This window comes from Rothia sp. HMSC067H10 (assembly GCF_001810635.1).
Taxonomy (GTDB): Bacteria; Actinomycetota; Actinomycetes; order Actinomycetales; family Micrococcaceae; genus Rothia; species Rothia dentocariosa.
The window spans coordinates 35301-52860 of sequence record NZ_KV802290.1; the positions used below are offsets into that span (position 1 = coordinate 35301).

Sequence of the window (17560 nt, forward strand, 5' to 3'; positions counted from 1 at the left end):
TCTATCGGGTGGCTGGTGTTCTTCGGACCGTACCCGGCCAATGTTAGAGGTATTTTTCGAGGCTGCTTTCCGCCATGCGGGAGAGCGATTCGCGCACGGTGCGGGCACGATGCTCGCCTATACCATCAACATCACGCAGATCCTCTAAGGATGCGGCCATGAGCGCCTGCAAAGTGCCGAACCGTTCAACGAGGCGTTCGGCAATTGTGTTCGGAATAGTGGCGATGCCGTCAAGCAGGCGGTAGCCGCGCGGCTGCAGGGGAGTGTCGAGTTCGTAATCGCCGAACCCTGCGGCCTGGGCGATCATAGTGAGGTCCACAATATCCATGTCGGTAAGGTCGCGCAGAGCCCGAGTTGCGATGGAGATGCTCTGCGCGGTGGGCCGCGGCAGGTAGTCGTGCAGAATAACGTCGATACCCGCCATATCGGGGCTGCGGAGCTCTTCAAGCTGAAGCGCCACCAGGCGACCGTTCACACCGAGTTCAAGCACATAGTGACTGACTTCAGAGATAATGCGCCGCACCATCTCCATGCGCTGCAGGGTGATAGCGACATCGCTGAGCGTAACGTGTGATTCGATTTCGAGTGCGGACAGTGTGGAAAGCACCTTGTTGAGGCGTTTCTTATAGCTTTCAAGGGTTTGGATTGCCTGGTTGGCGCGCGCCATCAGGTATTGGGTGTCTTCGACCGTGTATCGGGTGCCGTCCACATACACCGAAATGACGGACATAGAGGCGCTGACCGAGATCACCGGGCAACCCGTCTGGATTGCCATGCGTTCGGCGGTGCGGTGGCGGGTTCCGGATTCGTTGGTGTCGATGGTTGCATCCGGCATGAGCTGTACCGCCGCCATGAGCAGGCGGGTGGCGTCGCGGTCACAGATGATCGCGCCATCCATCTTGGCGAGCTCACGCAGGCGGGTGGCAGAAAATTCGGTGTCGATGGTGAACCCACCGGAGGAGAGCCCCGTGACGGTGCGGTCTGAACCGAGCACGATGAGTGCGCCTGTGCGCCCGCGGAGGATGCGTTCTAACCCTTCACGCAGCTCGGTGCCGGGGGCGATCTGCGCAATGGTCTTCAGGAGGAGTTCACTGTAATCTGTCTGCACGGAATATATTGTATCGTTTTAGCCTGTGTTACAGCCTTTTTGCGCGCCCCGCCCCGATATTCTCTTCTTCGGCTTTTGACGACCTAGGTGTTTAAAACGTCAGGGTCGCCCGTACAATAAAAACCATGGCTGCACGCACAAAAACCACTAAAGGAACCCCCGCCTACCGCTGTACTGAATGCGGCTGGACCACCGCCAAATGGGTGGGCCGATGCGGTGAATGCCAAACCTGGGGCTCTGTTGAGGAAGCCGCCGGGGGTACCGTGGCGCGTACCCGTACCGCATCCAGCGTGCAGAAACCGGCGCAGGTGATCGGCGAGGTAGACTCGACCGTCGCCGCCTATATGAGCACCGGCAACCCCGAATTTGACCGGGTGCTCGGCGGGGGACTGGTGCCCGGTGCCGTGATTCTGATGGCAGGCGAACCCGGCGTGGGCAAATCCACCCTGCTGTTGGATGTTGCCGCCACCTTCGCGCGCGGATACACCCCGCGAACCCCCGCCGCCGAGCGTGCCCGAGCGAAAACCCGCGACGTGCTGTATGTGACCGGTGAGGAATCCGCCGCGCAGGTTAAGCTGCGTGCGGACCGCATCCACGCCGTCGCCGACACCCTGTACTTGACGAGTGAAACCGACCTGGGGACCGCGCTGGCGCATATTGAGCAGGTAGACCCGGCGATGCTGGTGATCGACTCGGTGCAGACCCTTGCGTCCGCAGATGTTGAGGGCAGCGCCGGGGGTGTTACGCAGGTGAGGGAGGTTGCCGCATCGCTGATTGCCGCCGCGAAAGCACGCAATATGTGTACCCTGTTGGTGGGGCATGTGACCAAGGAAGGCACGATCGCTGGGCCGCGTCTGTTGGAACACCTGGTCGATGTGGTGTGCCAGTTCGAGGGTGATAAACACTCCAATATTCGTATGCTGCGCGCTATCAAAAACCGGTACGGGCCCACCGATGAGGTCGGTTGTTTCGATATGCACGAGGATGGGATCGCACCCGTGCTCGACCCGTCCGGCATGTTCGTTTCGCGCACGCCGCATCCGGTGGCGGGAACCTGCGTGACCGTGACAATGGAGGGGCGCCGCCCGCTCCTTGCCGAAGTCCAGGCGCTGTTGGATCAAGCGGTGGCACCCGCGCCCAGGCGCACGGTGGCGGGGTTGGATTCGGCGCGCATCCAGATGCTTTTGGCGGTTTTGCAGCGCCGCGCCGGGCTGAACGTGGGCAAACTCGACTGCTATGTTTCCACGGTGGGAGGTGCCAAAATCTCTGAGCCTGCCGCCGATCTGGCGTGCGTGATGGCGCTGGCATCGGCCGCGCAGAATAAGCCGCTGCCGCGTAAACTCGCGGTGTTTGGCGAGGTTGGCCTGGCGGGGGAGGTGCGTGCTGTGCCGGGTATTCGCCAGCGTATTGCCGAGGTTGGCAGGCTGGGGTTCACGCATGTGCTGGTGCCCGCATCCCCAACGGGCGTGGGGCAGGTGCCCGATGGGGTGACCGTGCGAGAGGTCGCCACCTTAGGCGAGGCGCTGAACCTGCTCTTCCCGCAGGATAAATAACTGCCGCACATCGTGATGCGAACCGTGAGCAGAGTATTTCGGCGAGCAGATAACGAATTACTATCTGCTCGCCGAAATACTATCTGCTCGCGTAGGCTAGGAGGTTAGCTCTGCACTTTCTCTTCCGCACGCACATGCTTGGGGAGGAAAAAGGCAGCAAAAGTTCCCAGCATCATTACTGCCGCACCGGTCAAAATGGCTGGGGAAGCTGCATCCGTAAACCCTGTGGGACTGAGGACGCCGTCAAGGGCCGTAAAAATTGCGGTGAGAGTGGCAATCCCCAGCGCGATTCCTATTTGCCGCACGGTCATATTAGTTCCCGAGGCGGTTGCCCTGTCTTCAGGTGCCATACCTTGCAGGGTTGCGGTGGCGATGGGAGCAAAAACCATGCCCATACCCACACCGGCAGCCATGAAGGGAGGTACAAAGTGGATGTATTCAACACTGGGATCGAGGATTGCACCGCTCCAGAACAGCCCAATACTCATGAGCGCCATGCCGACCGCAATCACCAGGCGCGTGCCGATCCTAGATGTCAGCAGTCCTGTAAGCGGTGAAACAACGAGGGGCGCAAGAGTCCATGGCATGGTCATCAGCCCGGCTTCAAGTGGGCTTGCCCCTTGGACCACCTGCAAGAACTGAATCAAGATAAAAACAACCCCAAAGATACCGAAGAAAAAGAGGAACCCCACAATATTCGCCATACTGAAACTTCGGTTGCTAAAGAGACGCAGCGGAAGCAGCGGTGCGGCGGCGCGTGATTCCCACCAGATGAAAGAGACTAGGATGAGTACTCCACCGATTAGGGCGGTGAGAACTTCCATGCTAGTCCATCCAGCTTCGTTTCCACGCACGATGCCGTAAGTTATACCGAACAGCCCTATCCCCACGAGGGCCAGCCCAGGGAAATCAAGCGGTTCGGGGCGACCACGGGATTCCGGGATTGTGATCCATACCAGGGGGATACAGAGCAACCCGAATGGTACGTTAATCCAGAAAATTGCGTGCCAGTTCATGCCTTCTACTACAGCGCCGCCGATAAGGGGGCCGAGTGCTACACCGAGTCCAGCGACTCCTCCCCAAATACCAATAGCAGTAGCACGTAGCCGCTCGGGTACGGAAGTGCTCAGCAATGCAAGGGAAAGAGGCATAACGGCAGAGCCGCCGATTCCTTGAAGAGTACGGGCCGTGATGAGGGCGCCGATATTATCACTGATACCGCACCATGCAGAGGAGGCAGTAAATATAGAGACTCCAAGTAGGAAGACGCTGCGGCGTCCAAACCGGTCTGCCAGCGCTGAGGACATGAGAATGCAGGATGCAAAGGTCAGGGTGTAGGCGTTTACTGTCCAGGTGAGCTCTTCCAGCGTGGCTCCCAGATCTGCCCGAATGACTGGAAGGGCATTGGTGACGACGAGGTTATCGAGGGAAGCCATAAACATAGGAATGGACAGCGAGATGATGATGAGCCATGCGGGGTGAGTACGGGGTTTTTCTGCCTGTTGAGTCTGTTGCATGGGAAGGTCCGTTTCGTCTAGCTTTAAGTAATCAATTGATTACTTAAAGCTAGGTTATCGGGTGATAACATGTCAATATGGCTGAGAAAAAACCTGCACCTGGGCAACGACTCCCCGCCACCGAGCGTCGTGAACAGATGCTAAACGCCGCCAGCATCGTCTTTGGTGAGCGCGGCTACGCCGGAACTACTACGGACGCCGTTGCCAAAGCAGCTGGAGTAAGCCAAGCATATATTGTGCGTACCTTCGGTTCTAAAGAAAATCTTTTCGCAGAAACAGCCAGCCGTGCTGTTGATAAAACTATTGAAGTATTTCGCACAGCTGCTCAAGGCGTAGAAAACCCTCAGGAACTCTTGAGGGAGATGGGGCATGCCTACGTAAAACTTGTAGCTGACCGGGGAATTCTGCTGACCATGATGCATCTCTTCACGATGGGGCATCATGAGCGGTTTGGTCAGCTCGCTCGCGACGAATTTATGCGTATATACCGAGTACTGCACCACGAAATAGGGATGAGCCCTAAAGCAACCGAAAAGTTCTTGGCAAAAGGTATGCTCATCAACACGGTTTTAGGGATGCGATTAACCGATGTCATGAAGACCGACCCCGATATACAAGGATTCTTGGCATGCACATTCACGCAGGAGGAAGCCGAAAGCCTGGCGGAACTCGCCAAACACCACACACCGCTGCCTCCTGCAGCACGGGGACGCACATCATCATAAAACGTGTCTCATATGCGCGAGCAGATAGTATTTCGGCGAGCAGATAACGAATTGCTATCTGCTCGCCGAAATACTATCTGCTCACGGGTCTCATGGTCGGGTTTTATAGACGGATCTCATGGGGATTAGACGCACATCATCAGCCACACGATACGAGCAGGAAAGACCTACCCCAGCCCCTCTTCGAAGTCTTCATCGCGCAGCATGATATTAACGGTGCGGGTGCGCAAATCCTCCTCCTGAGCCCCCACAACATCAGCCTGCACAATCGGAATCTCGGAGGTACGCGGCGCATGTTCCATCACGGCCTCGCCCAGCGGCACCAGCATGGCGGACGCATCCTCATGATCCATACCGGTAGCCTCCAACATATCCACGGTTATAAGCCTCAGCATAAGCACCAGCGACTCGCCCTCAAAGGTTTCTACCCCCAGATGCTTCGGTTCCAGAGTCTCGGCGAGAGAAATCAGGCGCTCGCGGGCAACCTCCATATAGTGTTCACGCTCATGTTCGGTACTGGAATACATACCCAGTCCCGTGCTCTGGGCGGCAAGCGCCAGCTCTTCGAGCGCCGCCGAAAGCTTTTCAAGAGCCTTCGGGCGCAGATGCACATGCGCAATCGTGGATGCCATACGCCGGTTAAACACGCGGGTATTACGAATCGCCAAATCGATAGCCCCGAGAGTCTGCGCCAGTCGATCAAGCTCGATTCGGGTCTTCTTCCCCGCCCACGAAAGCTGCGCCATACCGCGCGCCGTCACCAAATCGTTCTTACTCGCCTCATACAGTGGCTGAAGTTTACGCGAATCCTGCAGGCTCTGATACGCCTGATCGTAGTTGTACCGGCGAATCGCCTTTGCCGCCAGAAAGAAGACATCCGAGAAAGCGCTCATAAGAGCCTCGGCACGCTGACGTGACCCATTTCGCGGGTCTTTAGGCATCAAAAACATCATGAGGAACGCCGCAACACCGCCGATCACGCCGTCAAGGCTGCGGGTAAACGGCAAATCCGAGGTTGGCGGCAACAGAATCACCAGGCAGGCCTGAAAACTGAGCTGAATCGTAAAAATAATACCGTTATCTAAGAACCTGGCCAGAAGTACCGAAATAAACAGAGCAAGTGCGGCCTGCCAGATGCCGCGCCCGAGCATCTGCAAAAACAGATCGCCAATCAGAATACCCAGGCTCACCCCGAACGAAACCTCCAGAATGCGCCGCGAATGGGTAGAGCCGCTCACGTATCCGAGTGACACCAGCGCCGCGACCGCTGCAAAAATAGGTTCCTCATGCCCCAGCACCCGCTCCGCAAAAAGATACGCCCCCATCGAAGCAATCGTGATCTGAATAGACTGAAAAAATCCCGCCCGAACGCGGTGAGCCCCGGCGCGGACATAGTTTAAGAATTGTTCCTTCATGGATGCGTGTGCCATAGTGTCTAGTCTACCCGCCCTGAAATTGTGCCGCTGCGGGTCCTTTGTGCCCTTGGATGATATGCATCAAAAGGCTCCTCATTCGAAATAAAGCGGGATCTCTGATGTTTGGCAAGGCGCTTTTTTAAAAGAGGTTAGGGACGGTAAGGCTACCGGAACCGGCTCCCAATATGCCGCATCGCCTGCACCTGCCGACTGGTGCGATGCGCCGCCCGCACCATCCGCGAACGCTTCAACGCCTGCAGCTCATCCTCGGCACGCTCAAACTCACCCCGCATATGCGCTTCCCACGAGTGCATGCGATCCGAAAGTGCCCACTCGGTGCCCTCGGCCAACGAAGTCTTCAGCAAAAGCTCACGCACCGCATTGTTAATCGCCTCTAGGGACGGTTCCATGGCGGGAATCGCCGCAGCCGCAGAAATACCCTCCGGCATATGCGCCTGCCTCTCCCCGCGCACAGAGGCCGCAATATACTCACGCCACGCGTGAAGCAGCGCGGTCACTGCCTCATGCTGCACCCGCAGCTCTTGGCGTTGCCCCCTGCTGAGCGAGAGCGCAGACGCAATGAGCTTCTCGGGAATGTCGGTGCCGAGCATATGAAGCGGAGTCATAAAATTCTGCATCCCGTAATGCCCCATGACCCCGCAAATCCGCATCTCAGTAAACGCATCGGGCACCAGCGCAACCGCAGGAATACCAGCGCTAAGGCTAAAGACCGCGGGATGGTACCGGTCGGTAATATTCAACGCGGCACCCTGATGGATGCGCACCGTCGCATTCGCGTGCAGAATCGGTATCACCGCCGCAGGGGATGTCATGGATGCGGCAACCAGTTCATGCGCCCGATAGTCACCGGTGCGCCCGCCCTCCGACGCTGGGTCGCCCATATGCCCCAGGAAGACCGCCGCCAGCCCATATTCGGCGTAAATCTTGTCTAATAAAGCGGCTAGTTCGTGTACTTTGCTCCCCGAAACCTCGTGCACCGTCACGCACACATAACGCTTGGGAAGCTCAGGAACCTCAACTCTCGCATCGGCATAGTCGAGCGTTATCTCGGGGGTATGCGCCCGGTAGTCGCTGGCATCATCCACACCCGCAAGCGCCTTAAGATCGTGCTCGCGGCACCACTCGTAGGAGCTGCGCTCGCGCACCGCCACCGAGGCTGCCGAACGCAGCATACGCAGCAGAACTTCCTCATCGCGCGGGGAAAGCACGGGACCAATCGACTGCCCGGACACAAAGACCGGAATCTTCGCATACTGTGCCACCAGTGCGATAGCGGCGCGCTCATACAGCAGCCAGCCGTAGCGCGAATTCAGGTTGCCGCCGCCGGAAATGACGACCGCATCCACCGATTGAATACCCTCTACAAAATCGCGGATCTGCTGCGCCGACGGGCAAAAATCGGGCAGATTCGGCATAACGCCGCTCACAAGAAACTCTTCGAGGCGTTCCAACGTGATCTCACGCTCGGCAGGCGCCCACGGGAACAGCAAAAACGGCATATATTCGTATGCAGACGAACCCCCGGCCCCCAGATAACGCTTGCTCTGCTCGGCATCACGGGTTGCTAAAATAACCTGCATTCCTGCATCCGCCAGGTATTCGGCGGTGCTGATCGTCATGGCCTCGTCCCCCACATGGTAAACGGGCTGGCCAATATCGCCGACAACAAGAACACGAGTCATATGCGTACCTATTTGCTTGATGAATCTTTAGGCGAAAAAACGGCACGCAAACGCGAAAGTTTGCCACTCCACGACATCGCCCGCTCCATGCGGTGCAGCCGCTCACACTGTTCCTGCTGCATAGTTTCGAGACGTTCCAAACGTTCCTGAACGTCTTGAAGCGCCTCTAGAGTTTCCAATAGACGGCCGTCAAGTTCGTTCGTCAGGTGCGCCTGGTAAAGGTAGGGCCCGATATGCGCCCCGGCGGCAAGGTCTTCACGGATCGCGTTGGCGCGCACCTGCGCATCAAAAATACGATGCTGCTGCTCGTGGCTCACGCTATTAGCGGCAGAACCCGTCGCATCGGGGCGTTTGCACCAGTACGCCAGCGGCTCGTCTAGAAGCTGAACTTCACCGGCCATGGCGGCGCGCATATTGAATTCCCAGTCGCCTACCACGGGAAGTTCCTCATCAAAATACCCCACCTTCTCGTGCAGGGTGCGGCGGTACAGCACGCCGATCGGAACCGCGCGGTTGGTGCGGAACAGGAACTGCAGCCCCATCGCGGGCAGATCTTCGTGGAAGGTGCGTTCGTTCAGAACAATAAAACCGTCCTCGGTTTGCTGCTCAAAACGCTCGATAATCCGTACCACGCACATATCGGCACCGGTCTCGTCAAGGGTTGCGACGGTACGTTCCAGGAATTGGGGATCCCACAGGTCATCGTCGTCGTGAATGGCGATATAGGTAGACTCACTGGAGCGCACGCCCACGTTAGAGGCCGCTTCCATATTGCCGCCCGCAGCATGAAGAAGAACGGTCTGCGCCGCAACCGGGCTGCGGTCAATAATCTGCTGAGATTCTTCCTGATTTCCGCCGTCATCGACCACGTACACGGTGTATTGCGTATACCGTTGCTCGGCGATGTTCTGCAGGGCACGTGCGAGAAAGACCGGGCGATCTTTCGTGCGTACAATGACGGCGACAGAGGAAAACAAAGCTCTCCAAAGAATATATAAGGCCTGCGCATAAGGCACGTAGGGCGGAAATATATAGGGTTGTCTAGAATTCTACGGAGTTGCGCGGGAATAAGCGAGCATTCCAGCCCACATTAGGGGTAAAAATTCTACCCAAATATGCCATCAAGAGCCATCATGAGGGCGATCGCACACAAAAAACATGCCGGAAGCGTGACAAACCAGGTTAGCATAATGTTCGCAACGATCTTCGGCTTCACCGAGTTAAACCGCTGATTCACCCCAGCTCCCAGGGCGGATGCGGTCGCCAGGTGCGAAGACGAGAACGGCAGCTGCAGCAGGAAGTACCCGAGCGCCTGCATAAGAGCCGTGGTGCCTTGAGCTACCGCGCCGCGCATCGGGTCTAAGCGCACCATACGGTAGGCGAAGGTGTAGCCGATGCGCCGCCCACCTGTGAGCGTGCCCGCCGCCAGAGCCAGCGCAATAGTGAGCACATGCCAGGGGAGAAGATCCCGCGTGGGAAGCGGAAAAACCGCACCCAGCACGTGCAGCACCAACAGGTACAGGTACCCGGTCTGCATACCGTGCAGAAGCGAAATTGCGGATGCCGACACTGCCAGCACCTCACGCGAATGCCGGTTCACGCTGCTTGGTGAAGAACGGATAGCTAGTCGGTAAAACGGGAGCACTAAAAGCCAGGAGAGGAGGAAAATCAGGGGCGGCAGGTAGAGGAGCGGCAGCAGGGTGGCATCGAAAATCGCGGGGATAAACCGTGAGCCTTCGCTATCAACCCGGGCATACCATGCCACCCCGGCAAGGGCGCCGATGAGGGCGTGCGTTGAGGAAGCTGGCATGCGTAAGGCCCAGGTCGCCACACCCCATAAGGCGGCGGTAATGAGCGCGGCGGTCAGCCCCGGCAGGCCCAAATGCCCGCTGGGAACGGCAATCCAGGGCACACTCATATCGGTGATCAGCAGATACGCCGCAAACACGCCGATCCCGTTGAACAGCGCGGCGGTAATCAGAGCCGCGGTATCGCCCATCGTGCGGGTGCGTACCGGCACCGCGATCGCATTGGAGGCATCGTGCATGCCGGTCACAAAAATCGCGGAAAGAAACGCGCCCACACACAGAATACTGAGCAGAACCACTAGGACTCCTGCACGATAATACGCCCGATCTCAGAGGACACGCCGCGCATCGCATTTGCCGCCTCAACCAGTTGGGCAATGAACTTGGTGTACCGGCGGTAGCGTTCCATCGGGAAGCGTTCGGCGAGTTCTGCATCGTATTCTTCGGCGGTACGAAAGGCTTGGCGCGAGATACGCAGCATATCCATCCAATAGTTATCCAGGCCCTTAATATCGGCGAGCTTGGGAATTACTGCCTCGGTCAGCACCGCCTGCCGCTGGATAATGTCGAGTATCGCGGTAATATGCGGGGCAAAACCGTCAATTTTGTGCAGATAAAGGATGTGCGCGGCACTCGTGAGCTTTTCGACCGCGTTCGTGAGTTTGCGGGCCAGCGTGTAGAGGTCTTCGCGGGGTACCGGGGTGGCAAATGAGCTTCGCACGGTGGTGAGGGTCATGAAGAACAGGTCGGTCGAGTTCGCCTCGTGCACCAGCATGCGGTCGAAGAGCTCGGGGTATTCGGAGGTAGATGAGCCAACCATTTCGGAGAGGAGCGCCGCCGCCTCCGCCACCTGCACCGAGATTTGTGCAAGCGAGGTGAGTGAGCTGTTGGCTTGTGGAAAGATGCGGTGCAACATAGTTACAGTCTAACGCGGGTGTGCTTAGGATGCGCGGGTCTGATACTTCCCGCGCGGCGGCTTGAGAATACAACAGCGGGAAGGCTGCATGATAGCCTTCCCGCTGTGAACGTTAGCGATGTCGGGCTGGGAGCGCCTCTCGGCGGAAGGCCGCTCGAAGCGGCAAATGATTTGGAGCCCGGGGCTACCTATTAGCAACCCGACATCTTGTCTTAAATTATCCGCCCGCGCCGAGCCTCCGTCAAGGTACATGAGCTCTAAGCAGAACACCCGGCATCAGTTCCGAATCCTGTATTTTCCCGGGATTTGATAGCGCGCGAGTACCGTGCGGGGCTACAATGCTTCGAGTCCGCCGCTTGCCCGCCAGTGCGCGGCGGTCGCCTCCAAATCCTCGGCGATTTTCACGAGCTTTCGGTATTGTTCGGGCACGCGGAACATGCGTTCAATGCCTTCGCGGCGAACCTCATGACTGGGCGGATGCACTCCCTGCGGGTTACCGGACAGTCGGCTAATATCTGCACGCTCATAGTTGAGGCGCAGTCCCATTGCCACCACACGCGCGAACGCCGCAAAACGTTCGAGAGCTATATCAATATCGCCGCTGTAGAGCCCGGCCAGAATTTTGTCCGCCGTTTTGACGACCTCGGAGGCGCCCGGTGGGTCTGGCACCCCCGCCAGCAGATGCGAACGGTAATCGGCACCCATACCGGTAGAGAACGCTTGTGCGGTGGCTTTTGGGTAGCGTCGTACCATGTCGCGCAGGGAATACATGCGCCATAGCGCTCCGGGGAGGGAACGCGCGGGTGAATGAGACCAGAGCTGCGCAAGCGCCTCAATACCGTATTCGTCAGTGAAGTCTATGAGTCGGGCGGCAACCTCCGGGTCAGAATTTTGGCGTCCGCGCTCCAGCAGAATGCGAGCAGACGTATGCGCCGCCTCATCACGGGCGGCGGGATCTTCACCGCCAACGCGACGCTCAAACTTTTCGCTGGGCTGAGATACTGGGCGATGATGTGCACGATGAGCCATAGGTGTTTAGTGTAACGGGAAGGGCACGAGTTTTTCGAAGGATTCAGCCGGACGAAAATCATATCTGCGAAGGCGACTCGTGACGGATTTGTAGTGTATAGTAGATGATGTCTTCGCGTTCACGCGGGACGGCGCGCCTTTAGCTCAGTTGGTAGAGCTACGGACTTTTAATCCGCAGGTCGTGGGTTCGAGCCCCACAGGGCGCACTCTTCACCAGAAAGAATCTGGTATGTCGCCCCTTTCGGTATGAAGCCGAGCGGGGCGACTTTTCGTTTAATCCGTCCTTGGCCTTCTTCTATATACGAAGGAGCGGGAACATGTGCGGAGACAATGCTGTTTCCAAGGAGATCACCAACAGTTAGATCAAGCGCACCAGCAAGTGTAAATAACTCATCCAAGCTGAAGTTTTGTTTTCCTCGAAGCCGGTCTGACACGCCTGCCTGTGTAGGAGAACCCGAGCAGATTTTGCAAGCACGCATGTATCGGTATGTAATCCTTTTTGCAGGATTGGGGATTACAGATCGCACCGGATGAGCTGACACACGCGGCTACGTGGACAGCTCTAGGAGCGGCTTAGAAACATCGGTTTTAGAAGACCTTTAGAGGATATATAGATTCAATGTCTTTTCGGATGGTTAATTGGGCATACGAACAGGATTTACCGCCTAGCCCAAAGTTTTTGTTGGTCACGATTGCTGATAGAGCTGATTACGCGGATGCTGTCGATCGTTCGGTCTGTGGTAGAGACCGGGACTATCACTACTGCTTAAGGGGAAGCATAAGTCACGTTAGATGATTTTATTGGAACGACTTTTGAAATTCTGGTCATTTTCTTCGGCCTAGTCTTGTCAATATTTTCTTGATATTAAAAATATCGGAAGAAAGGAAAATAACCATGACCAATAAAAGTAATTTGCGGGATGATGAAAAGCTAAACACTGGTGAAAAGATTTTCGGTATTTTTATCATCCTCATTGTATTATTCGTTGTCTTTGTAGTTGTTTTTGGGCTTTGGAATGTTTGGAACGATCTTTCCAGTGAATGACTTCATACTAGACAAGCGAAACAGAAAACAACTCGAACTATTGATATTCTTTCACTTTAGTTATCTAAAGAAAAAGTACAAACTGGCAGCTTTGAAGGTCGCACAGGCGGAAGCATTATTGGAAATGTTGGTTATGCGCAGGGAAACAGTGAGGGGAAACCTGTTATCTATATTTATACTCGTTACCGTGCCGCCAATATGAACGACGATGCGGCATCGGCTCAGGATTCCTTCATGGATGTGACTCCGCAGAACCCGTTCTACCGCGAAATCGCATGGTTTAAGGTTCAGAAGGCGAGGAAATAATGTTTCATAAGGTTTACGAATGTTGAAGCATAAGTAATTTTGTTCCTTTCCATGTCATATCATATGGGTTCAATATGATATGAGCTTTGAGGCGGTTGCTCCTACGGTTTCCCTGGGGTGACTACCTTTTTTTGTGTCTTGGAACCGCTTGCTGGTGTGATGTTGCAAGTTTTTTGTCGGGCGGTGCCGTGTTTTTACTTGCCACATGCGTAATACATTATTGAGCGCCTCGTTTCGTGGTGGGTGCCGTTGTTCGAGAATTTTTTGGGGTCAGAGAAGGGTTTTGGTGTTCTCCATTGCCGTTGTAGCACCCCACGAACAGAGTACTCACAAGCACCCTAACCTGTGGGGTGTGGAGCGTAGACGGTTCAAGGGATGTATCAGTAGATACTCTACGGGTTGAGGTCGGGAAAGTTCTTCACTCTACTTGTTGCGTTTTTCCTGTTCATCCCCGACTTACTTATGAAAGTTATTCATGTTGTCGTGGTCTGGGCGTGCGTTGTTGTGTTCGAGAAAATTTTTTTTGATGTCGATGGTGGCGGGGAGGATTTAGAGACTCATGAAAGGTTTTGAAGTTTTATGTGAGCATCCTGTTGTGTGCTGGTTGCTTTTTGCGGTTGCTGTTTTCTGGAAACTACTCCTTCCTATTGCCAGTGTTGTGTGTGAGGTGGGTATGTCCTGGGCGAAGAGGTTCGTGGAGGCTTTTATGCGGACGGTTTTGCCTGGTCCGGAGAAGGTTGGGGTACGTCTTGGGGTATGGGTGCGTTCTGTGTTCCGGCGGTAGGTGGGTGACTCATTGGGACGCTCACGCGAAGGCTTTGTTTGACCCTCAGACGGGATTATTTCGGAATTGTTCGGCGATGCACCGGCCGGAGGAGACTTTTACGGATGCGTGATGTGGCTCAGATCAAGTCTGAAGTGTGGGCTGATGCCAAATTTATTGAAGCCACTCAAACTAATACCTCGTATTGGTAAGACTTAAAAAATAGAGGGAATTAAGCGAAATCTTAATCCCCTCTACCTATTCCTTTTTTTCAAGAATTAATTACTGAGCGGCAGGAATGCTACCGTGCGGATCAATAACATACTTCACAGGAGAGCGAGTGTTTTATCAACCTCAAGGGACGTTTAGTTCCTCAGCAAACTTACCATAGCATAGAGGTGGTAGAACAAGATCTTCACCCCCCCCCATGTGAAAGAGAATAAAAAATCGTTGTCTACGAATCGCCGGGATAGGGAGTAAAATGGCAAACGACAAAAGATCACAACGATTTTGAGGCTACCGGTGCCTCACACAGAAGCGATTGGTCAAATTCATCTATGAGCGATTTACCCGAATCCACCACAAATAAAGAAACTCACATCCAGCCAAATGTTCAAGTATTGGGCGCACGTCAAAATAACCTGCGCAATGTTGATCTTTCTGTGCCCCGTGATGCTCTCGTGGTCTTTACCGGCATGTCAGGATCAGGTAAATCTTCCCTCGCGTTCGGAACCCTCTATGCAGAATCGCAGCGCCGTTATCTAGAGTCGGTGGCCCCCTATGCCCGCCGTCTTATCGATCAAGCGGGAGTGCCCGACGTCGATTCCATTACAGGGATGCCCCCCGCTGTAGCCCTGCAACAACAGCGAGGTGGACAAAACTCCCGGTCGACCGTTGGTAGCATCACGACCATCTCAAGCCTGGTTCGTATGTTGTATTCACGCGCCGGCCAATATCCAGAGCACCAGAGCATGCTCTATGCCGAGGATTTCTCTGCCAACACCCCGCAGGGGGCATGCCCTCAATGTTATGGAATTGGCAGAGTCTATGAAGTACCCGAAGATCACATGGTTCCCGATCCCACCAAAACCATCCGTGAACGAGCCATAGCTTCTTGGCCTACCGCCTGGCACGGTCATCAGCTTCGAGATGTATTGGTGGCACTTGGCTACGATGTGGATATCCCCTGGAAAGATCTTCCCAAAAAAGATCGAGACTGGATTCTTTATACGGACGAAACACCACATGTACCGGTCTACTCGCGTATGACACTTGCTGAGGCTCAAGCGGCTAAACAAGCACATGTTGAACCTTCTTATAGCGGCACCTACGTGGGTGCAAAACGCTATGTACTGGATACTTTTGCTAATACTAAAAGTGCCTCCATGAAACGCAAGGTAGCGCAGTTTCTCACATCAATCCCTTGCCCAGCCTGCCACGGCAAACGCATCAAACCAGAGGCTCTCTCAGTAACCTTTGCAGGGTTAGATATTGCTGATTTCTCCCAGCTCCCTCTCTATGAGCTAACCAATCTTCTTGAAAAAGCTGTTGAAGATGCTTCCCACACAATCACTATGAAGGCAGATGAGAAAGAAACGCTCGGGCAGAGCTTACACCAAAAAAGGGGAGAAGAAGCTACAGAGTCAGGCAGTCACACAAGTGAACTTGTTGCTGAGACAGAACCGGAAGCTCATAAAAATCCCCCTCAGCCTGTTGAAAAACTTGCCGCTACCTCTCGGCTGGCCGCTGGCCTCATTGAGCGTCTTCGCCCCATTATCGACCTCGGCTTAGGCTATCTTTCTCTTGATCGAATGACTCCTACCCTTTCCGGTGGTGAACTGCAACGTTTGCGCTTAGCTACTCAGCTGACGTCTGAACTTTTTGGTGTGGTCTATGTATTAGATGAACCTTCTGCTGGTCTACATCCTCAAGACACCCGTGCGCTTCTTGACGTTCTTGACGGACTCAAAGCACGGGGAAATAGTCTGTTTGTGGTGGAACATTCTATTGAAGTAATGCAACATGCTGACTGGATTGTGGATGTAGGGCCGGGAGCTGGAGAACATGGTGGTCGAGTCCTTTACAGCGGTGAAGTTGATGGTTTAGCCCACGTCCAGGAATCTCTTACACGCGGTTATCTCTTTGGAGGCAGTGGGCTCCCACCGCATACTCCTCGGAAACCCGAGCAGTGGATAAAACTTTCTGGAGTTAGCCGAAATAATCTTCATAACGTGGATGTACAAATCCCACTAGGGGTTCTCACTGCCGTCACAGGTGTTTCAGGCTCGGGGAAATCTAGCTTAGTCAGCCAGTGCCTACCTCAACTGATAGGTCATCGACTAGGTAAAACGGTGCAGGTAGATGAAACACCCGTAGAGGGAGATGAAATTTTAAGGGCCGAACAGGCCCCTGAAACGAGGGGAACTGTTGAAGGTGATTTCAGCGGTATACGCCGCGTGGTTGCCATCGATCAGAAACCTATTGGGCGAACACCTCGTTCCAATATTGCCACCTATACAGGGCTCTTTGACCATGTGCGCCGTCGTTTTGCCGATACCACAGAAGCCAAACGCCGGGGATACAAACCAGGCAGATTCTCCTTTAACGTAGCGGGCGGGCGCTGTCCCACCTGCGAAGGTGAGGGGTCGGTGATGGTAGAGCTACTCTTCTTACCCTCGGTGTACACAAAGTGCCCGGACTGCCAAGGTACCCGCTACCAGTCAAGCACCTTAGAAATACTCTGGCGTGGTAAGAATGTGTCCCAAATTTTAGAAATGAGTGTAGAGGAAGCTCTGGGGTTTTTCGACGGCGAAGTGGAGGTTACGCGTTCACTGGCTGCGTTGAGAGATGTCGGCTTGGGTTACCTGCGTTTGGGGCAGCCTGCGACTGAGTTATCTGGTGGTGAGGCACAGCGCGTCAAACTAGCCACGGAGTTGCAACGGGCACAACGCGGCGACACTCTGTATGTACTTGATGAACCCACTACCGGTCTGCACTGTTCAGATGCTGACCGTTTGATATCGCATCTTCAGACTTTGGTTGATGCTGGTAATACGGTAGTGATGGTCGAGTTGGATATGCGAATTATCGCAACGGCTGATTATGTGATTGATATGGGCCCTGGCGCGGGAGAGGGAGGCGGTCAGATCGTTGCCACGGGAACACCTGAGCAGGTGGCCACGGTGGAAGATAGTGCTTCAGCGCCGTTTTTGGCTACGGTTTTAAAATAATTAAACTAATATTCCTATGTTCTTTTTCTGGCTATGTAGTTGGTAAATGATGCTAGAAAGGATCTCTCGAAGTATTGATTTGGGTAACTGATATTCTCTAATGATTCTTGAGGCTGCCCTGAAGAATATACTGATAGAGACTGTTATCTTCTACGGGCAGAGCGGTAGGATACGTTTTCCTGTTGACGACCAGCTGATGACACTAGAAAACCCGCCGTTGATGGTATCCCGGAGATATCTAGGCAATGCTTCTGTATGCTTTATCTGATAATAAAAGCAGATGCATTCCCCGGCATTAAAATTTAGACGGATAGTGGGTGAAGCGTAGCTGTCTAATTCTTGCCACAGAACGTAAAGAAAATCGCTCCAATGCCCTAGAATATATGCGGTACCGGGGCAAAGATATACCCCGGCGATGTTTCAGCCCCTAAGGAGCCCGCGC

Annotated in this window: 12 protein-coding genes and 1 tRNA gene; 5 read left to right on the top strand and 8 right to left on the bottom strand. The window is 54.8% G+C overall.

Annotation, left to right across the window (positions count from 1 at the left end; genetic code table 11):
* Window positions 1-43: 43 nt before the first annotated feature.
* Window positions 44-1108, bottom strand: coding sequence for a DNA integrity scanning diadenylate cyclase DisA (disA, locus tag HMPREF2756_RS03605; protein WP_070618399.1), 1065 nt, complete (start codon window positions 1106-1108; stop codon window positions 44-46).
* A 125-nt stretch (window positions 1109-1233) separates the two neighbouring features.
* On the opposite strand from disA, the gene radA reads away from it, so the two are divergent.
* Window positions 1234-2661 (top strand): DNA repair protein RadA, encoded by a 1428-nt coding sequence (gene radA, locus HMPREF2756_RS03610; protein ID WP_048778845.1) that lies wholly within the window; start codon window positions 1234-1236, stop codon window positions 2659-2661.
* Window positions 2662-2765: 104 nt separating this feature from the next.
* Here the strand turns inward: radA and HMPREF2756_RS03615 are convergent, their stop codons facing one another.
* Entirely contained in the window at window positions 2766-4178 is a 1413-nt protein-coding gene (locus tag HMPREF2756_RS03615; RefSeq protein ID WP_048778846.1) for a DHA2 family efflux MFS transporter permease subunit, read from the bottom strand.
* 77 nt (window positions 4179-4255) lie between these two features.
* Between HMPREF2756_RS03615 and HMPREF2756_RS03620 the strand changes: the two genes are divergently transcribed.
* Window positions 4256-4903, top strand: a complete 648-nt coding sequence (locus tag HMPREF2756_RS03620) for a TetR/AcrR family transcriptional regulator (RefSeq protein ID WP_070618403.1) — start codon at window positions 4256-4258, stop codon at window positions 4901-4903.
* A gap of 167 nt (window positions 4904-5070) precedes the next feature.
* On the opposite strand, the gene HMPREF2756_RS03625 is transcribed toward HMPREF2756_RS03620, so the two are convergent.
* From HMPREF2756_RS03625 to HMPREF2756_RS03650, 6 genes are all read right to left on the bottom strand, one after another.
* Entirely contained in the window at window positions 5071-6333 is a 1263-nt protein-coding gene (locus HMPREF2756_RS03625) for an FUSC family protein (RefSeq protein WP_070618406.1), read from the bottom strand.
* Window positions 6334-6482: 149 nt separating this feature from the next.
* Window positions 6483-8021, bottom strand: coding sequence for a polysaccharide pyruvyl transferase family protein (locus tag HMPREF2756_RS03630; RefSeq protein ID WP_070618409.1), 1539 nt, complete (start codon window positions 8019-8021; stop codon window positions 6483-6485).
* A gap of 8 nt (window positions 8022-8029) precedes the next feature.
* A complete protein-coding gene (locus tag HMPREF2756_RS03635) occupies window positions 8030-8998 on the bottom strand; it encodes a glycosyltransferase family 2 protein (protein WP_246825176.1) in 969 nt (322 codons plus the stop codon).
* Between the two features lie 128 nt (window positions 8999-9126).
* Complete coding sequence (locus HMPREF2756_RS03640) at window positions 9127-10128, bottom strand: inorganic phosphate transporter (protein WP_070618415.1); 1002 nt, start codon at window positions 10126-10128, stop codon at window positions 9127-9129.
* Window positions 10128-10745: a DUF47 domain-containing protein gene (locus HMPREF2756_RS03645; protein ID WP_070618418.1), complete on the bottom strand. Its 618-nt coding sequence runs from the start codon at window positions 10743-10745 to the stop codon at window positions 10128-10130. Before HMPREF2756_RS03645 ends, HMPREF2756_RS03640 begins: the two co-directional genes overlap by 1 nt.
* A gap of 333 nt (window positions 10746-11078) precedes the next feature.
* Complete coding sequence (locus HMPREF2756_RS03650; protein WP_048778856.1) at window positions 11079-11774, bottom strand: hypothetical protein; 696 nt, start codon at window positions 11772-11774, stop codon at window positions 11079-11081.
* Window positions 11775-11907: 133 nt separating this feature from the next.
* On the opposite strand from HMPREF2756_RS03650, the gene HMPREF2756_RS03655 reads away from it, so the two are divergent.
* The 3 genes from HMPREF2756_RS03655 (at window position 11908) to uvrA (ending at window position 17118) form a co-directional block, all read left to right on the top strand.
* Window positions 11908-11980: transfer RNA gene (locus HMPREF2756_RS03655), tRNA-Lys, on the top strand.
* Window positions 11981-12669: 689 nt separating this feature from the next.
* Window positions 12670-12819, top strand: a complete 150-nt coding sequence (locus tag HMPREF2756_RS11245) for a hypothetical protein (protein ID WP_168163743.1) — start codon at window positions 12670-12672, stop codon at window positions 12817-12819.
* 1626 nt (window positions 12820-14445) lie between these two features.
* Window positions 14446-17118 carry an excinuclease ABC subunit UvrA gene (gene uvrA, locus HMPREF2756_RS03665; RefSeq protein WP_070618425.1) on the top strand — a complete coding sequence of 891 codons (2673 nt, stop codon included), beginning with the start codon at window positions 14446-14448 and terminating at the stop codon, window positions 17116-17118.
* Window positions 17119-17560: the final 442 nt, after the last annotated feature.